Below are 17,858 nucleotides of genomic sequence, written 5' to 3'. Positions count from 1 at the left end.
GCGGTGCGATAGCTAATCAGTGCCGAAAACTGCCAGTGATTTCGCCGCTTCTGGTTATACTGAGGCCAATTCGTTACCGGAGCCGGTTATGGTTTTTTCTGAGACAGAGTTGCAAATTTTCCAGCAGGCCCGCTTAGCACGCGATGCGCGCTTTGATGGCCGCTTCTTTGTTGCGGTAACCAGTACCGGGATTTTTTGCCGCAATATTTGTCCGGCGCCGGCACCCAAAGAGCAGCATGTCCGGTATTACCCCTCAGCCGTCGCAGCGCTTGCTGCCGGTTTTCGTCCCTGCTTGCGTTGCCGGCCAGACAGCGCTCCCGGATCCGCAGCCTGGCGTGGCACAAACAGCACCCTGACTCGGGCACTGCGCTTGATTGACGAAGGTGCCTTGCAGCAGGGCGCGATGCCGGCACTGGCCGCTCGGCTGGGTGTCTCCGAGCGTTACTTACGGCAACTGTTTAACCGCCAGTTGGGACTGTCACCCAAACGCTATGCGTTATTGCAGCAACTGCTGCTGGCGAAACAATTGCTGCAAAGTACCGCCCTGCCGGTGACTGACGTGGCGCTGGCCAGTGGTTTTCAGAGTATCCGCAGTTTTAATGCGCAGTGTAAACAGATCCTGAAACTCAGCCCCGGTGAAATTCGCAAGCGTGAGCTGCCAGCTACAAGCGGTATTAGCTTGTTTTTAGCCTATCGCCCGCCTTTTGCCTGGCAGCAGTTACGACAATTTCTGCAGGCGCGGTTATTAGCGGGGGTGGAATGGGCTGGCAATGATTATTACGGCAGAACCTTTACTTTGCGGCAGGCTCAGGGCCATTTTACGTTGTATCATCAGCCCGATTTACACCGTTTTCGGCTGCAGCTGGAGCTGGATCACTGGCCGGTATTGCCGGCCGTATTGCAACAGATCCGACGCCTGTTCGATCTGGACGTAGATATTAATCAGGTCGAGCAGCATCTGGCCCCGCAGTTGGCCAGGTTACCCGGCTATTGTCAGGGTCTGCGCTTACCCGGTTTATGGAGCCCTTTTGAAGCTGGAGTGCGGGCAATTCTCGGGCAGCAAGTTAGCGTGCAGGCCGCCCGGCAGCTATTAAATACGCTGGTACAGCAGCTGGGTGAACCCTGTAGCACGGCGGCTACTCTGGTGGAGGCGCCGCGTTTCTTTCCTACTGCGCAAGCAATAGCCGGTAGTGAATTAGGTTTTTTGAAAATGCCACAGGCGCGGCGGGATACCTTGCGTCGCTTTAGTGAACATATACTGCATGATACCGAGCCGGATAATATCGACCGCTGGCAACAGCTAAAAGGTATTGGCCCCTGGACCTGCCAGTACGCCCGGATGCGCGGTTTGGGCGATCCGGATATCTGGCTGGCCGGTGATGCCGGTATTAAGAACGCCCTGCAGCAAACTGAGCTGGCGTTCACTGCAGAAAGTGGCCGGCCCTGGCGTAGTTATTTAACCCTGCAGTTGTGGCAGTCGCTGGCAAAACCGCCGCTGGCTGAATAGGAGAGTGAAGATGTATTACAACTATCTGCCCAGTCCGTTGGGACTGATTGAAATTGCGGCTAACGAGCAAGGTCTGACGGCTGTCAGCTTTTGTACTGCGGCGACACAGCCTTGCAGTGAGCAACCGCTGCTGCTGGCGGCCAAAACGCAACTGGCTGCCTATTTTGGCAAAGAACTGACCGAATTTGATTTACCGCTGGCCGCAAGCGGCACCGCCTTTCAGCAGCAGGTCTGGCGCGCCCTGACCGGAGTACCCTATGGTCGCACCGCCAGCTATCGTGATATCGCTATCGCTATTGCGAATCCAAAAGGTGTGCGGGCGGTAGGACTGGCCAACAGTAAAAACCCGTTGGCGATTATTGTACCCTGTCATCGGGTGATTGGTGCTAACGGTACTTTGACCGGCTATGCCGGCGGGCTGGATAAAAAAGCCTGGTTGTTGCAACATGAGGAGGTGACCGGGCTGAAATGGTAATCGATAAGATTCAGCCGCAATTCAGTGGCGGTCACTATACAATAGCCATGTGAGTAGCAACGGGCAGCCCGCAACAGGCTGCAGCATCAGAGGTCAGCAAGGGAGTCAACGATGAAAAAACTGTTAGCGCTAGTGGTAGTCAGTAGTCTGTTTTTGGTGGGATGTGCGCCGGAAGTCGGCTCAAAAAAATGGTGTGAAGCAATGGAGAAGAAGCCCAAAGGCGATTGGACCGCGAATGAAGCGGCCGACTTTGCCAAACACTGTCTGTTTAAAGTCGAAGAATAACCGCGTTAAGCCTGCCGCTATCCGGCGGCAGGCTCCTTTTGTGGACTCTGGTGGTCAGCGCGCCACAAACTCCAGCACTGTCGCATTAATACAATAACGGGGGCTGCCATTCGGTCCATCGTTAAACACATGGCCCAGATGAATGCCGGATATGGCGGCCAGCACTTCGGTACGAACCATGCCATGGCTGTAATCCGGCCGCGTTGTGACGGCACCCGTCACCGGTTTACGAAACGATAACCAGCCGGTACCCGAGTTAAAGCGGTCACGGGTATCAAATAACGGTGCGCCACTTAACGCATCGATAAAGACCCCATCCGGCGTATTACGAAATTGCTCATATTGCTGGCAAAACGGCCTGTCGGTGCCACTGTTAAAGGCCACTTTATAGGCTTCGCTTTGCTCTCCCAGCTGAAAATGTCCCAGCACCCGGTAAAAGTCTGCCGGCGCCAGATAGCCCTGAATACCCAGCACTTCAACCCCATCCTGCAAAAAGTACAGTGTAGGTGTGGCAAAGGTCGGGGTTTTCAGCTGCAGTTGTTGTAGCTGGCTGGCGCGGCGCAAATGCAGCGGAATGGCGCCCTGATAGTGCTTAACCACATCAGCTTTAAACTTTTCACAGTACGGACAGTCCGGCGCATCTAACAGCACAATATGTTTATCGGTCAGCAGCGCGCTGTTATCTACCGCAGCGATCACAGGCTCAGGACTATCGGCAAAGCGTACGCCGGTGGCGTGGTCCGGGCAGTAGCCATTCGGGTTTTTCGCCAGATAATCCTGATGATAGTCCTCGGCTGGATAAAACTGCGGTAGCGGGATAATTTGTGTTTGAATGGCGCCGTAGCCGGCCGCAGTGAGTAAGGCCTGATATTCTGCGGTGATCTCACGGGCCAGCGCGGCTTGTGTCTCATTCTGATAAAAAATAACCGAGCGGTACTGGGTGCCAACATCGTTACCCTGGCGGTTTTGCTGGGTTGGGTCGTGCATTTCATAGAATTGTTGCAGCAATTGCCTGGCACTAATCAGCTCTGGCTGAAACTCAATTTTTACCACTTCGGCGTGATTATTCGGGTTAAATTGATGCCGGCGTTGGGTAATTTCACGGTAAACCGGCCTGACTCCTTTACCACCGGCGTAACCGGCCTGCACATCCAACACCCCTGGCATCGCCTCAAAGCGCTTTTCCACCCCCCAAAAACAACCGGCACCTAGCACCAGGGTTTCGGTGTGCAGCGTCAGCTGGGTTTGCTCAGTGGTTGCTTTGGCAACTGCTGCACTGCAGTTAGCGATAGCGGCTAACCAAAGAAGATGGAACAAAAATCGCCGTAACATCATTAGTACCCTCTCGCACCTGGCGTTGTAACACTGTGCTTTGTACGAACAGCGTGTTGCTTAAGACCAGTTATCCTTAGTTTAGACGATAATTTCCTTAGCTTATCCAAACTGGCTGGCCGCGTAAAAGCGGGCCAGCAATACTGATTCCCGTACTCAAACATAAGGAATCAGCAACATGAAAATCGAAAAAGAATTAAAGTTACTGCGCGTTGCCGTATTAGCCAGCCTCAGTTTGTCAGCAGTGATCCTGACTACAGGCATGAAAGCCAATAATGACGCCCGGTTTGAAACCCTGTCGGTCGAGCGGTTAAATATTATTGAAGCAGACGGCACCGTGAAAATGCTTCTGACTAACACAGCCCGTTTTCCGACTACTGAAGAGGTAAATGGCCGGGTATTAAATGAAGATCGGAAAAAGCGTGCCGGTATGCTGTTTTTCAATGAAGAGGGGATCGAAGCGGGTGGCTTTATTTATGATGGCAGCAAAAATGAGCAGGGCCATAGCGCCGGTATGTCATTAACCTTTGATAAGTACGACGGTGATCAGGTGATGCAGCTGCTGACCGTGGATGAGAAGCGCGGTGATAAACGTGTTATCCGCTCCGGACTGGCGTTTAATGACCGGCCACAATTCGAAACCCAGCAAGGTACCCGCGACATTATGCGCGAGCTGGCGCAAATTACCGATCGGGCGGAGCGACGGAAAAAAATTAACGAATATCAAGAGCAGGGTTTAATTGGTGGCGCGCCACGGATCCTGATCGGCAAAACTGCGGAACAGAATAATGGTTTGTTTTTGTTCGCAAAAGACGGTTCACCCCGGGCCATGTTTTATGTAGACGAGCATGACCAGGTGCAGTTACAGTTCTTAAATAGCAAAGGCGAGGTGACGCACACCTGGTCGGGTAGCGAGAGCAACTAAAGCTGAAACTGTGCCGGCGCCAGACGCCGGCACCTTACTCTTAACAAGGACGACCTTTTATGTGGCAAGCTTTCCTCAGATATTTACAGGTTGACCGCACTTTTCTGCTACTGGTATTCGTATTCAGTTATCTGCTGGTAATCAGCAACCGGGTGCGGGCCGGTATGATGTCCTGGTATGTGCTGACACCCGAGGGGCCGCTGGCCAGCTTTGCCGCCGCACTGCTGATTTTTGTGCTGTTAAGGTTTTGGTTAAATCGGCAAGCGGAAGTGGCGCCATCCGGTAACCGTCATTCAATATATCTGCGTAGCTTTGCGCTGGGGCTTGGTGCCTACCTGTTGTTTACTAATGCTCTGGGTCTGCTGATTGCAGCGCTGTTTGGTAATCTGGCCCGAAATTTTAATCCAGAAACGCTGCTGCATAGCAATCTCAGTCAGGTCGTGGATTTTGTGTTGTATGCGGGGCTCTATCTCGCCTATCACCATAGTCAGCAGGCCGCAGCGTACCGCCAGCAGCTGGCCGACTATCAGCAGCAGCTGGCCGCTTTACAATTACAGCAATTAAAGGCGCAAATGAACCCGCATTTTGTGTTTAATGCGCTGAATACTCTCGATGAGTTGATTGCGGTGGCGCCGGAGCAGGCCAGCAGTTATTTGCAACACTTTGCCAGTTTATACCGGATGTCATTGCGTTATGCTGAGCAGCAACTGGTGCCACTGAGCGATGAGCTGAATTTCGCCCGTCACTATTTCCAGTTAATGCAGCTGCGGCTGGGCGACGGCTATCAGCTCGAGATTAAGGCTGATGACCAGGGCGCAACCTATTGGTTGCCCCCCTTTAGTTTGCAACTGTTGTTAGAGAATGCGCTGTTGCATAATCAGGGTTCAGCTGCGCAGCCATTACGGGTCGCGGTAGTGGTGCGGGATGGCCGGTTGGAGATCAGTAATCCGCTGCAACCCAAGCCGGTACCGGTAACAGGCAATGGTGTTGGTCTGGCGAATCTGGCGAAGCAGTGGTTATTTTTATCGGGTGAAAATATCCGCATCAGCCGTGATACGCAGCAGTTCAGCGTCAGTCTGCCCTTATTGGAAGAACATGCTCATGTTTAATGTCGTCATTATTGAAGATGAACCGCTGGCGCGCAGTAAGCTAAAGCGTTTACTGCAGCAAATCGCGGAACCTATACAGGTTATCGCAGAGCTTAGCAGCGTCAGCGAAACGCAGGCCTGGCTGAGCAGCGGCGAGTGCGCCGATCTGATTTTTTCAGATATTGAATTGCTCGATGGCAATGTTTTTCAATGTTATCAACAGCAGACGCCGCCCTGCCCGGTTATTTTTATCACCGCTTATGATGACTTTATGTTGGCGGCGTTTGACTCACTGGGGATTGCTTATCTGCTAAAGCCATACGATCTGACTAAGCTGCAACAAGCCTGGCAGAAATTCCGGCTGTTAACCGCGAAACCAGAACACGGCAACAACGCCCTGGCGCAGCAGTTACAAACGCTGCTACAACATTTGCCCATTCCCCAGCCGTCCTATGTCACACGGATCCCAATCCGGCAGCAGCAACAGATCTACTTTCTGGAGGTGGCACAGATTCTGTATCTGCAGGCCGATGGCAACCTGGTGATGGCCTTTGATCAGGCAGGGAAACGACATTTTCTGCCCTATGCTTCGTTACAGGCAGCAGAGGCGGCACTGGATCCGGCGCGCTTTTTCCGGATTAACCGCAGTGAGCTGGTGCAGGGGCTACATATTCAGCGCTTAGAGCGTTATTGTAAAAACACTCTGACGCTCTATATGCCGGCTGGTATCCAGCTGAAAACCAGCCAGAGCCGTACCAGCGAATTTAATCGCTGGTTAGGGCTAAGCACCGGTTAAAGCCTTAGGCAAAGGTCAGCACCAGACTGATAATGACACCACTGATCAGTAGTTGCATCAGACAAAAGCCCATAATGTCCTTCGCTTTTAACCCGGCAATTGCCAGTACCGGTAGCGCCCAGAACGGCTGAATCATATTGGTCCAGGCATCGCCCCAGGCCACCGCCATCGCGACCCGATTAACATCGGCGCCCAGCTCTAGTGCTGCAGGCAACATTACCGGTGCCTGCACCGCCCATTGACCACCACCCGAGGGCACAAAGATATTGACGATACCAGCACTGATAAAACTCCAGAACGGTAAGCTGTGGGCACTGGCGAAACTAACAAACCACTCTGACATACTCTGCGCCAGCCCGGATTGAATCATGACTGCCATAATGCCGGCATAAAACGGGAACTGAATTACAATACCGGCACCGCCCTGAATTGCTTGTTGCAAGCTGTGCAGTAAACGGCGCGGCGTGCCGTGTAGCACTATGGCAAGAAAGATAAACAAATAGTTGACGATATTCAGATTTAAACTGCCGCCTTTGACAAAATACTGCACCAGATAGGCGATACCGGCAAAGCCTACTAACAGCGCCAGCAACATACTGTTTTCCAGTTTATCGGCCGGCCGCTCATTACTGCCAACTCGCGCGGGTTGGTCCTGCAATTTAGCCGGGTCGACATAGATGCTGTCAGCGGCTTTGGGCAGCATCAAGCGGTTAACCAGCGGCACCGCGATAAACAGAATGGCGACCAACAGCAGATTAAAGTTGGCAAAGATGGTGTCAGTCGTTGGAATCAAACCAATCAGGTTTTCACTAAAGTGTCCGGGTGTGGCAATAGTCAGTGGCACTGAACCGGCTAAGCCGCCATGCCAGACAATAAAGCCAGAATAGGCACTGGCTACCAGCAAGCGGTAATCGACCTGAATTTGCCGTGCCAGCGCTTTCGCAAATAAGGCGCCAACCACCAACCCAAAGCCCCAGTTCAGCCAGCTGGCCAATAGTGAAATCAGTGTCACCAGTATAATGGCCTGGCCCGGACTTTTCGCCAGCGCGGCCAGACGATTCAGTAAGCCGGTCACCAGTGGCGTACTGGCCAGCATATAACCTGCTACCAGCACCAGTAACATCTGCATCGAAAAGCTGAGCAGACCCCAGAAACCATCGCCCCACTGTGTGACCACCGCCAGCGGGCTTTGTTGTTCAAACAGCATGGCGGCAGCAAACACCACCAACGTCAGTAACAACACAAAGATATAAGGATCTGGCAGATAACGCTCCACCAGCCTCACAAAGGGTTTAGCAGCGGTATTTAGCATAACAGGCTCTTTTTATTACTTATTGTGATTAGGGATACCTTAAAGCATTCACAGCGTTAGCACTAGCTAACAGCTAGGTGCTTGGACCACTTCTGGTTAGCTTTCCACCTTTTATGGCTGGCCTCGGGGCTTGGATCTGCAGTATGCTAGGCGCTTCGGGACAGAAACGGATACCAAGATGCAATTTACAAAAAAACTTATCGCCGGTGCGGCATTATTAGTCGGCAGTGCGCTGTCATTCTCTTCTCAGGCGACGATTGTTGAGTTCAGAACCTCACTCGGTAATTTTGAGGTCAATTTATTTGATGAGACTACACCGGAAACGGTGGCTAACTTTCTGAAATATGTTGAAGCAGAACGTTACAACAATTCAGTTATTCACCGTATGGTGCCAGATTTCGTGGTGCAGGGCGGCGGTTTGTACTACCCCGGTGAATTACCGTTAAAATCGATCCGTACTTTTCCTGCGGTAAAGAATGAGAAAAAATGGTCGAACCGCCGTGGCACTATCGCTATGGCTAAATTAGACGGGCAACCTGACAGTGCAACCAGCCAATGGTTTTTTAATTTAAAAGACAACCATGCTGGTGACGCGCGTCTGGATTCTCAAAACGGTGGTTTTACCGTTTTTGGTCAAATTTCTGCACAAGGCTTAGAAATTCTGGACCAAATTGCCGAATTAAAGCGCTTTAATATGGGCGGAGCGGCAACCAGTATTCCATTACGCGACTACACCGCAGCCGATGCTGCTGCCGGTAAGACTGTTACACCGGATAATCTGGTGATGATAGAGAGTATCGTAGTGGTAGATGATCGGCCAGATACCGCAGCCGGCTTGTCACCTGTTGCCAATGAAGCCCAGGTTGATGCACCAGTACAGGAAGAAGACAACTCCAGCTCTGGTGGTGCCGTTAATTTCCTGTTGTTACTGCTACTACCGCTGGCATGGTTACGCCGTCGCGTTAAAAATTAACTCGCGCAGCCCTGCCAATGGTGCTTGGCAGGGCGTCTGTAAATGCCGCTTTCTACTGATACACTGCAACAATTATCCAAACTGGCGCTGGCTGAGCCGGCCAGTGCAGCCTATAAACAGGTACTCCTTAGTTTAGCCTTGCCCCTGACTGCAATGTCCAAGCCCACTGTAATTGGGATTAGTGGTGCCCAGGGTACGGGTAAAAGTACCTTGGCAGCGCTGTTAGCAACGGAGCTGCAATATCGGGGGATCCGCTGCACCAGTGTCTCACTGGACGATTATTACTTGCCAAAGACAGGGCGCGCAGCGCTGGCTGAGCAAGTGCATCCGCTACTGGCACAACGAGGTGTGCCCGGCACACATGACATTCATAAGGCGCTTGCCGATGCGCAGCAAGTTATGGCCGGGCAGCCAGTCGCGCTGCCGGTATTCGATAAAGCACTGGATGAGCGGCGACCAGACCGACCTGCTGTAACGCTGGATCTATTGCTTGTTGAAGGTTGGTGTCTGGGATTACAAGCGCAATCTGCAGCCGAGTTGGTGCGGCCAGTGAATACACTGGAAGTCGCGGAGGATCCGCAGGCTCACTGGCGCAAATATGTTAATCAGCAGCTGGCAGGTGCCTATCATGACTACTTCTGTTTACTCAAACCGCTGATTTGGTTAAAAGCGCCGGATTGGCAAAGTATTTGTCGCTGGCGCCAGCGGCAAGAACAACAACTGTGGCAGCAACGTGGCGCCGGCATGAGTGATGCACAGTTACAACGTTTTATGTTGTTTTTTCAGCGTCTGACCGAACTGAGTTATCAGCAGTTACCGGCACGGGCAAACTATACTGTGGTGCTGGACGTGCTACAGCAGCCAACTCTGAGCTGTTAACCGGAACAGGAGCCCTGCCAAACAATGCTGATGCTGCGCCTGGTCTTATCCCGCCTGACAGAAGACTACCTGTTGCTAACCTTAGTGTTACTGCTACCGCTTCTGCTCTGGCTGCAGCCTGTTACACCCGGCGACATGCTGGCGCTGGTAGACTGGCAGACGGTTTCTGCTCTTGCCGGTTTAATGTTGCTCAGCCGCGCTTTAGAGGACAGCGGCTATCTGGCACGTTTTGCCGCCTGGCTGGTGGCGCGCTGTCATGTGGAGTGGCTGTTGGCGGCCCTGTTGTTATTATTTGCTGCCCTGTTGGCTGCCGTGGTAACCAATGATGTGGCCTTGTTTATTTTGGTGCCGATTGCGTTAAGTCTGGGCCGTTTAACCGGCCTGGCCAGTGGCCGGCTAATTATCTTTCTGGCACTGGCGGTCAACGCTGGTTCAGCCTTAACACCGATCGGTAATCCGCAAAATTTATTGTTATGGCAAGCTTCTGGTTACAGTTTCTGGCAGTTTACGCTAATGATGGCACCGCTGGCGTTTAGCCTGCTGCTTTTGATCATACTGCTTAGTTACCCGGCATTTAGTGCTCGCCGCTTAAGTATTAAGGTACCTCACAACACCAGCCTGGATAACCGGCGTTTGCTGTATTGGGCCTTGCCGGGGTATCCGTTGTTTATTCTGGCAATGGAATATCAATTAGCGCCTTATGCTGCCGCTGCGGTGCTGGCTGCATTTCTAATCACTAAACGCAGTGTCGTCTTCGGGATTGATTGGTTATTACTACTGGTATTCGGCCTGATGTTTATCGATCTCGGTTTATTGGCACAACTACCTTTAATGCAACAGCTGGCAACGGCACTGCTGGCATTACCACAAGGCAGCTACACCGGAGCTGCCATGTTATCGCAACTGATTTCCAATGTACCTGCAGCGATTTTTTTACAGCATTTTACTGATGATTGGCAGGCCTTAAGCTGGGGAGTCAGTGTTGGTGGCTTCGGGCTCGCTATAGGTTCGCTGGCCAACCTGATTGCCCTGCGGCTGAGTAAGCAGCAGGGTTTATGGCGTGAGTTTCATTATTGGTCGCTGCCGGTATTTATACTGAGTCTGGCGTTGGGTTGGGCGCTGATATAGATCGTCGTTATCATTCGTCAGCTTTTATATTCTGCAGCAGCAGTCTAAGATGGTGATAAGAACAGCAGGAGCTGCCCCGAGAGCAGGTGTTAAGCAGGTTCGGCATTAGGTTCGGACAGAGGGATCCGTATGCGTTTATTTTGCTCATGGTTATTAACCTTAAGTTGTCTGGCATTGCAGCATCCAGCGGTAGGCGCCGCTACGCCGATAATTGCCGCCGATTATCTGGAAACCTCACCTCACCGCGAACTAATTGAATATGCGTTAAAAGTGACCGAAGCAGAGTATGGTCCAGCAACGCTGACCTTTAGTGGTGAAATGGTACAGGGGCGGGCCGAGCAACTATTGAAGGATGGCAAGCTGCTGCATTTGGTGGTGTTTGCGCCATCGCCGGAGCGCGAGCGCGACCTGTTACCGGTCTATTTTCCATTGAGTCAGGGCTTATTGGGTTATCGCTTATGTATCATTAATAGCGGACAACAATATAAGTTTGATGCGATTCACAATCTGCAAGACTGGCAGAAAGCCGACCTGAGTATTGGCCAGGGTACACACTGGCCAGATGTGGCGGTATTGCGCCATAATAATCTGACCGTCGTCACCAATCCTTTGTATAGTTTGTTGTTTGAGATGGTACGGCAACAGCGCTTTGATTGTTTCGCCCGCAGCGCCGACGAACTAGCGCGTGATTTGCAAAACGAGCATGCCAGCGGTTTAGTTGCCGAACAGCAGTTATTGCTACATTACCCGCAGTTATCGATGATTTTTGTCTCGAAGAGCTTTCCACAGCTGGCTGAGCGGTTACAAAAGGGCCTGGAGCGCGCTCATGCCGAGGGCGTGGTGCAACGGCATTTTCGTCGTCACTATGGCGATATCGTTAACCGGCTACGTTGCGAACGGCGCCGGGTGCTGCAGCTGGAAAATCCAAATTTAAGCGAAGCCAGCCGTAAGGCGTTACAGCGTTTTGCTTATACACCGGAGCAGTTGTTGGCTGCTCCGGCTAAAGCTTGCCCGCCGCAATAAACATTACCTGGTTTAACAACATTCCTGCAACTTGCGCTCCAGTTGCTCAATCCGCTCCTGAGCCTGTTCACGATAACGGGTTAAGCGTTCAATAGTGGCAGCGGAGTTAGATTTAACAAAGTTAACCTGCTCTTCTAACTGCAACTTTTGTTTTGACCACTGATAACGTTCTACCTGAATTTGTGCAGCCTGATCACGCTGTTGCTGCAGTTCTTCCCGCAATTGTTTAATGGTTTCGCGCTGTTCCGCCTGGTGATTAGCTGTCAGAGCACTCTGGTGCTTCAATAAGGCGATCGCGGCTCTTAACTGCTCAACATTATCCGTGTTCTCATTCGCCGGTGCGCTTAACATAGCTTTTAGTTGTTGCAGCTCGTGTTGTAATTCCGCTACCTGATCAGCCTGGCGTGCCGCCGCCGCAATAGCTTCGTCGCGTTCAGCTTCAAGTGCTTCCCGTGTTACTGAATCCTGTTCTACCGCCTGAGCCGCTGCCAGCTGAGCTTGCAGTTGCTGAATTTGCTGTTGCGCCGCCTGCAGGGCTTCTGTGGCTGCGCTTTGCTCTGCCTGCTGGGTGTGCAGCAGCGTACTGTTGTGTTGTTGTAACGATGCAATTTGTTGCTGCAGCTCGGTAACGATAGCCGGATCGGGCTGCGCAGGCTGTTCAGACAAGACAGCTAACTGTTGCTGCAGTTGCTGGTTTTGTTGTTGCAGATTATCTATTTGCTGACTCAGTGCCGTATCGGCGGCGTTAGCACTACCGGTTTTTAAGCTTGCCAGGATCTGATCGCGCTCAGCGGTGAGCTCGGCGCACTGTTCGGCATAATCTGCCAATTGCTGATGGATTTGTTTTTTAGACTCGAAATACTGGCGCTGTTGCTCGGCATTTTTTCTGCGCAGGCTCTCGTGTTCTTCAGTCAGCGTCAGTGCTTTTTGTTGCTCCAGTTGCAGCTGTTGCTGCAGCTGCAGCAACTGATCTTGCTGTGCGGTAGCAGCTTCATTCGCCACAGTTAATTGCTGCTGCAACGCGACCAGCTGCTGTTCAGTGTGCAGCAGTTGATGTTGCGCCTGCTCAGCTGCATTAACCGCGTGCTGCAATTCGCTAATTTGTTGCTGTGCACTTTGATACTGCTGCTGCAGTTGGTTTAACTGCTGCTCCTGTTCGGCCAAATTTTGTTGAGCGGCCAACAGTTGTTGCTGTAACTGTTGCGCTTGTTCAGCATGCTCGCCGCTGGCGGCAACTGCTGCTGTCAGTTCAAGCTGCAGCTGCTGAAAATGCTGTTGTTGGGTGTTCAGCTGTTGTTGCAGCTGTTGCATCTCTTGCGCTAACTGGTCACGCTCGGCACTGACAATAGCAAAATTGTCGGCCTGGGTTGCCAATTGTTGCTGTTGTGCCGTTAGCGCCTGTTCCAGTTCCGTTCTGCGTTGCTCGGTTTGCCGCATTTGCTGTTGCAGTGCCTGCACTTGTTCCACGGCTTTCACTTCGGCTTGTAACGCCTCTGCCAGCTGTTTCGTCAGCTGATCAGTTTGCCACTGCGTTTGTTTTTGTGCTTCGCGCTGAAACGCAGCAATAAAATCTTCACTAAAGCCGGACAGGTTGTCCTGCTGCCGCTGCTGCCCTTGCTCGGTGCGCCACTTTTTATAATGTGACACAACACTGGCTTGAGCATCTGATACTTTAGACAGCAAGTAATCCAGAGATACCGCTTTGCCGGAACTCTCTAAATCATCACAAATCCTTTTCACATCAGTATATTGCGACATGATTATGTACCTTTAACGCTAATAATTGGAGGCGCGGCGATTAACGACTGGCCCGGAACGAAAGCTTACGTAATAGCAGGTAGGACAGCAAACGCTGATTGCACAAAATTTACACAACGCAAGGGCTGTTTGATTGAAATTTACTAAAGCTTTGATAGATATAATTATTAATTTTTTGTTGGTAAATTCTTCAACAGAAAACACCGGCTCTACGCCGATCAAAATAACCCGAAGGTATTAGCACTCAAGGTACACCGTCAGATTGTTTTGCTATCACGGCATTTTCTGGCTAAAGTAACTGATTATTTATACAGTTATCTTAAGGCCTGTTGATCTGGTTATGATTCTCTATATCGCCGAAAAGCCCAGCCTGGCGCGTGCAATAGCCGCCGTTTTACCTAAACCACAGCAGAAGCAAGCGGGGTGCATCAGGCTGGCTAATGGTGATGTAGTCAGCTGGTGTGTCGGCCACTTGCTGGAGCAGGCTGAGCCGGAAGACTATGATCCCCGCTACAAAAAGTGGCAGACAGCGGATTTGCCAATAGTGCCTCAGCAATGGCAACTTAAAGCGCGTCAGGGTTGCGCTACACAATTACGTTTATTGAAACAACTGATCAAAGCAGCGGATACGCTGGTGCATGCCGGCGATCCGGACCGTGAGGGTCAGCTGTTGGTGGATGAAGTGCTGAATTGGGCCGGCACGGCGAAAAGTAAATTGGCCGCGACCCGGCGCTTACTGATTAATGATTTAAACCCGGCTGCCGTGACCAAAGCGTTACAGCAACTCAGAGCTAATAGCGATTTCGCTGCCCTATCGGCTTCTGCCCTGGCTCGCAGCAGAGCCGATTGGTTGTACGGTATTAACCTGACCCGGGCTTACACCCTGCAAGGCCAAAAAAGTGGTTATCGCGGTGTACTCTCGGTGGGGCGGGTACAAACGCCGGTGTTGGGTTTGGTGGTGCGGCGTGATGCCGAGATCGCTAATTTTGTCAGTACCACGCATTATCAGGTGCAGGCTCAACTGCAAACCGCCGCCGGGGAAAGTTTTAGTGCACTGTGGCAACCCAGTGCTGCCTGTGAACCCTATCAGGATAGTGAGGGTAGAGTGTTATCGCGGCAGTTAGCGGAGCTGGTACAGCGCAAAGTCTCTCAGCAGCCGGCAAAGGTGGAACAGCTAACGCGGCGGCAGAAGACATTAGCACCGCCGTTACCTCTGAATTTATCGACCCTACAGATTGAAGCGGCTAAACGTTATGGTTTGAGTGCGCAGCAAGTGTTGGATATCTGCCAGCAACTTTACGAGCAACAGCAGCTGATCACCTATCCACGCTCGGATAACCGCTATTTGCCGCAGACTCACCATCAGGATGCGCCGGCAGTGACGGCGACTATTTTGCAGCAACTTCCAACGTTGGCAACGGCCGTCCGGCACGCGGATTTAAACTTACGCTCTAAAGCCTGGGACGATACTAAGGTTGAAGCGCATCATGCGATTATTCCTACCGCAAATAAGGTTGCACCAGGCCGCCTGACGGGCAGTGCGCAAAAAGTCTATCAGCTGATTGCCCACTATTATCTGGCGCAGTTTTATCCGGCTGCGCTACAGGATGAACAAAAGGTCAGCATCAGTATCAATGGCGGTCATTTTCTCGCCACGGCGACAACCGAGCGGCAAGCAGGTTGGAAACAGTTGTTCCGGGCCGATCCCGACAAAGGTAGAGAAAATCCGCAGGCCGTCGCTGCGGAACCCGTTACGGCAACGGCTTTACCCGCGCTCACTGAGGGCCAGCTATTACACAGTGCCGATGCCCTGGTGTTGGAGAAACAGACGCAGCCACCGGCAGCCTTTACCGATGCCACCTTATTGGCGGCGATGACCGGGATTAGCCGCTATGTAAAAGATCCGGCGGTACGGCAGATCCTGAAAGACACCGATGGTCTTGGCACCGAAGCGACCCGTGCCGGCATTATCGAATTATTATTTAAACGGGGCTATCTGCTGCGGCAGGGTAAAACGATTCTGGCCACCGACACCGGCAAAGCGTTAATCGCGGCGCTACCGGAGCGCCTGACCTTACCGGATTTGACAGCACAATGGGAAGCTGCACTGGCCGGGATAAGTCAGCGCCAGCAGAGCTATCAACAATTTATGCTGCCGCTGCAGCAACAGTTGCAGCAATTGGTACAGGATGCAGCAACAACGGCGCACTTGCAATTAACGGCCAGTGCACCGGTTCGTTCCCGTAAACTAACCCAAAAGAATTATAAAAGGCGTGCAGCAACCCGCGCTAAGGGGCGCCGGACAAGGCCTGCCACTTGAAAATACAAAGCTTCCTTTTTTCTACCCCACTTTGCTTTATGCTGAATATAGGATGGTGAATTTTCGGTCAAAAGCTGGAGATAGCCATAACTTCGCCTACACTTAACGGTGTGTAACATCAGAGCAGACAGCCAGCGCTGTTTTTATCCAGAGAAGGTGCACAAAATGATATTGCTTGTTGGTGGTGAAAAAGGTGGTAGCGGCAAAAGCTGTCTGGCGCAAAATATTGCCGTCTACTTTTCGCGGGAAAAGAATGCCAATGTCATGCTGGTAGACTGCGATCCGCAACGCACAACGTCGGACTGGGTGCAGGAGCGGCATATGAATCCGGAACTGCCCTGGATTAACTGTGTGCAGATGTACGGTAAGATCCGCTACGAACTAAAAAGTCTGGAAATGCATTATGATGTGGTGGTGGTTGACTGCGGTGGTCAGGATAGCGTTGCGTTGCGCTCTGCCATGGTGGTTGCCAGTCATGTGTTATTTCCACTGCGGCCTAAGCGGCGCGACCTGAAAACACTGGAACACTTAGAAGACTTGGTCAGTGCCTGTAATGTGGTTAACCCGGAAATGATAGTGGGTTGTGTATTAACCCAGTGCCCGGCCTTACCCAATCAGGCTAACCGTATTCTGGACGCCAAAGAAGTATGCAAAAGTTTTAATTTGCGGGTATTAGACAATATCACTTATAGTCGTAATATCTATGATGACAGTGAAGAAAAAGGTCTGTCGGTAATGGATGTGGATAACGAGGGCAAAGCCGCCAGCGAAATCCGGGCGATTATTGAAGAACTGCTGTCGATGAAGGCGATACAAGAAGATGGCGCTAAGCGACCTGAAGAAAAAGTCTTTGCAGTCAAATAAACCCAGCTTTACCGTAGATGAGTTTATTGATGATGCACACAATTATGCGCTAGGGCTGCCACAAATTGTCAGCCTTAGACAGTTATTGCCCGACGAAGATGACCAGCCGCGTTTGCCGATGCGTCATGCTACCTTTACGTTGAGTGAAGAAGCCATTAGTGCGCTGAACGAATTAAGTGCGTTAACTGGCGAGCCAAAATCAAAGTTAATTCGCAAATTGATTTTACGTGCCACGCAATCAGTACAATTTGATTTATCAGAGTTGAAAACGGCCAAAGCTAAACTGCCGCCTGGCGGCAGCTAGCATACTGCGGCTTTAGCGGGCTAAAAACGCATAAGCGGTGAGAAAAGCGGTTTCCTGAAATGCTTTTAAACCTGTGGCTTTAAAGTCTACCGGAATGGGGAAACGTTTGATTTTCTCTTTTAGCTCGGTAGCAGACATTAGGGTGGTGTCGCAATTATCCAGTAGCTGCAAAGCGGCTTCGATTTTAAAGCCGACAGCACCACCGGCGAATTTACCTTTCTGCGGTCTTTCTTTAATGATTAATTGTTGAATTTTGTAATCTTCTACCAGTTTACGCATCGCAAACTGAAACTTACGTACGTTCTCTGCCTGCTGATCCTGGCTTAACGCCAGACGGATCTGCCGGCAGTCGGGTAAGTTATACAAACCATTCTGATATTCCATTAAACATAAAATGGCTTCACTGCCTTTAATTTCTACGCCACATACTCGCATGGTTGATCCTGTTTAGTTGCCGGTTAGGCGATCATAGTACTTATCAATAATGCTGCAGCTGCGCTGCAAGGGCTCACCGAACAGTACCGGATTAAAATCTTTATTTACACAGTAATTTTGCCGAAAACTCAGGATACTGTCTTTGTTGGCGGCGGCGGTGGCCAGAAACTCCTGCTGCCGTAAGCCCAGAGTCTGCGCATAAGCATTGAGATCGCGCTGAATGGAGGCAACTGCCTGGCTATCGCTCTGCCACTCAGCTGGCACCAGACTCAAGGCATACTCGATGATTTTATCGCGATACGGTTTCAGAGGCGGCTCCCCGGAAAATGTCAGTAGCAACAAAAATAGCACGACAAACCAAAAGATTTTTTTCATTACTGCACTCCGCCAGTTCAATGCGACCTAGTTTAACGGAAATCCATGGCTATCGCATTAGCTGTCTTTGCTGCCGGCT

Annotated in this window: 18 protein-coding genes; 13 read left to right on the top strand and 5 right to left on the bottom strand. The window is 51.4% G+C overall.

Annotation, left to right across the window (positions count from 1 at the left end):
- Positions 1-19 precede the first annotated feature (19 nt).
- The 3 genes from AGRI_RS10750 to AGRI_RS16390 all read left to right on the top strand — a co-directional run bounded on the left by AGRI_RS10750 (position 20) and on the right by AGRI_RS16390 (position 2,267).
- Positions 20-1,507, top strand: coding sequence for a DNA-3-methyladenine glycosylase 2 family protein (locus AGRI_RS10750; protein WP_008984966.1), 1,488 nt, complete (start codon positions 20-22; stop codon positions 1,505-1,507).
- A 10-nt stretch (positions 1,508-1,517) separates the two neighbouring features.
- Entirely contained in the window at positions 1,518-1,982 is a 465-nt protein-coding gene (locus tag AGRI_RS10745) for a methylated-DNA--[protein]-cysteine S-methyltransferase (RefSeq protein WP_008984965.1), read from the top strand.
- Positions 1,983-2,093: 111 nt separating this feature from the next.
- A complete protein-coding gene (locus AGRI_RS16390) occupies positions 2,094-2,267 on the top strand; it encodes a DUF3012 domain-containing protein (RefSeq protein ID WP_008984964.1) in 174 nt (57 codons plus the stop codon).
- A 54-nt stretch (positions 2,268-2,321) separates the two neighbouring features.
- On the opposite strand, the gene msrA is transcribed toward AGRI_RS16390, so the two are convergent.
- Positions 2,322-3,602 (bottom strand): peptide-methionine (S)-S-oxide reductase MsrA, encoded by a 1,281-nt coding sequence (msrA, locus tag AGRI_RS10740; RefSeq protein WP_008984963.1) that lies wholly within the window; start codon positions 3,600-3,602, stop codon positions 2,322-2,324.
- A gap of 175 nt (positions 3,603-3,777) precedes the next feature.
- On the opposite strand from msrA, the gene AGRI_RS10735 reads away from it, so the two are divergent.
- From AGRI_RS10735 to AGRI_RS10725, 3 genes are read left to right on the top strand one after another with little or no spacing between them, the layout of a single operon-like run.
- Positions 3,778-4,524: a hypothetical protein gene (locus tag AGRI_RS10735; RefSeq protein WP_008984962.1), complete on the top strand. Its 747-nt coding sequence runs from the start codon at positions 3,778-3,780 to the stop codon at positions 4,522-4,524.
- A 59-nt stretch (positions 4,525-4,583) separates the two neighbouring features.
- The gene (locus AGRI_RS16200; protein WP_008984961.1) at positions 4,584-5,633 is read left to right on the top strand and encodes a sensor histidine kinase; all 1,050 of its coding nucleotides are present in this window, start codon (positions 4,584-4,586) and stop codon (positions 5,631-5,633) included.
- Positions 5,620-6,408: a LytR/AlgR family response regulator transcription factor gene (locus AGRI_RS10725; RefSeq protein ID WP_050979296.1), complete on the top strand. Its 789-nt coding sequence runs from the start codon at positions 5,620-5,622 to the stop codon at positions 6,406-6,408. Before AGRI_RS16200 ends, AGRI_RS10725 begins: the two co-directional genes overlap by 14 nt.
- Positions 6,409-6,412: 4 nt before the next feature.
- Here AGRI_RS10725 and AGRI_RS10720 read toward each other — a convergent pair whose 3' ends face one another.
- Positions 6,413-7,720, bottom strand: coding sequence for a short-chain fatty acid transporter (locus AGRI_RS10720; RefSeq protein WP_008984959.1), 1,308 nt, complete (start codon positions 7,718-7,720; stop codon positions 6,413-6,415).
- A 178-nt stretch (positions 7,721-7,898) separates the two neighbouring features.
- Between AGRI_RS10720 and AGRI_RS10715 the strand changes: the two genes are divergently transcribed.
- The 4 genes from AGRI_RS10715 (at position 7,899) to AGRI_RS10700 (ending at position 11,723) form a co-directional block, all read left to right on the top strand.
- Complete coding sequence (locus AGRI_RS10715) at positions 7,899-8,693, top strand: peptidylprolyl isomerase (protein WP_008984958.1); 795 nt, start codon at positions 7,899-7,901, stop codon at positions 8,691-8,693.
- Positions 8,694-8,735: 42 nt separating this feature from the next.
- Positions 8,736-9,572, top strand: a complete 837-nt coding sequence (locus AGRI_RS10710; protein ID WP_008984957.1) for a kinase — start codon at positions 8,736-8,738, stop codon at positions 9,570-9,572.
- Positions 9,573-9,596: 24 nt separating this feature from the next.
- Complete coding sequence (locus AGRI_RS10705) at positions 9,597-10,700, top strand: SLC13 family permease (protein WP_008984956.1); 1,104 nt, start codon at positions 9,597-9,599, stop codon at positions 10,698-10,700.
- Positions 10,701-10,829: 129 nt separating this feature from the next.
- Positions 10,830-11,723 carry a type 2 periplasmic-binding domain-containing protein gene (locus tag AGRI_RS10700; protein WP_008984955.1) on the top strand — a complete coding sequence of 298 codons (894 nt, stop codon included), beginning with the start codon at positions 10,830-10,832 and terminating at the stop codon, positions 11,721-11,723.
- 12 nt (positions 11,724-11,735) lie between these two features.
- Here AGRI_RS10700 and AGRI_RS10695 read toward each other — a convergent pair whose 3' ends face one another.
- Complete coding sequence (locus AGRI_RS10695) at positions 11,736-13,481, bottom strand: coiled-coil domain-containing protein (protein WP_008984954.1); 1,746 nt, start codon at positions 13,479-13,481, stop codon at positions 11,736-11,738.
- Between the two features lie 340 nt (positions 13,482-13,821).
- Here AGRI_RS10695 and AGRI_RS10690 point away from each other — a divergent pair, with 340 nt between their 5' ends.
- The 3 genes from AGRI_RS10690 to AGRI_RS10680 all read left to right on the top strand — a co-directional run bounded on the left by AGRI_RS10690 (position 13,822) and on the right by AGRI_RS10680 (position 16,969).
- On the top strand, positions 13,822-15,801 hold the full coding sequence (locus AGRI_RS10690; RefSeq protein WP_008984953.1) for a DNA topoisomerase III: 1,980 nt from the start codon (positions 13,822-13,824) through the stop codon (positions 15,799-15,801).
- Positions 15,802-15,966: 165 nt separating this feature from the next.
- Entirely contained in the window at positions 15,967-16,665 is a 699-nt protein-coding gene (locus AGRI_RS10685) for a nucleotide-binding protein (protein ID WP_008984952.1), read from the top strand.
- Positions 16,652-16,969 carry a hypothetical protein gene (locus AGRI_RS10680; protein ID WP_008984951.1) on the top strand — a complete coding sequence of 106 codons (318 nt, stop codon included), beginning with the start codon at positions 16,652-16,654 and terminating at the stop codon, positions 16,967-16,969. Before AGRI_RS10685 ends, AGRI_RS10680 begins: the two co-directional genes overlap by 14 nt.
- A gap of 12 nt (positions 16,970-16,981) precedes the next feature.
- On the opposite strand, the gene AGRI_RS10675 is transcribed toward AGRI_RS10680, so the two are convergent.
- The gene (locus AGRI_RS10675; protein WP_008984950.1) at positions 16,982-17,404 is read right to left on the bottom strand and encodes a DUF3010 family protein; all 423 of its coding nucleotides are present in this window, start codon (positions 17,402-17,404) and stop codon (positions 16,982-16,984) included.
- A 12-nt stretch (positions 17,405-17,416) separates the two neighbouring features.
- Positions 17,417-17,779, bottom strand: coding sequence for a hypothetical protein (locus AGRI_RS10670; protein ID WP_008984949.1), 363 nt, complete (start codon positions 17,777-17,779; stop codon positions 17,417-17,419).
- Positions 17,780-17,858 lie beyond the last annotated feature (79 nt).

Origin of the sequence: Alishewanella agri BL06, from assembly GCF_000272005.1 — a bacterium.
In the GTDB taxonomy this organism is placed as follows: Bacteria; Pseudomonadota; Gammaproteobacteria; order Enterobacterales; family Alteromonadaceae; genus Alishewanella; species Alishewanella agri.
This window is presented reverse-complemented; position numbering and strand designations above follow the sequence as displayed.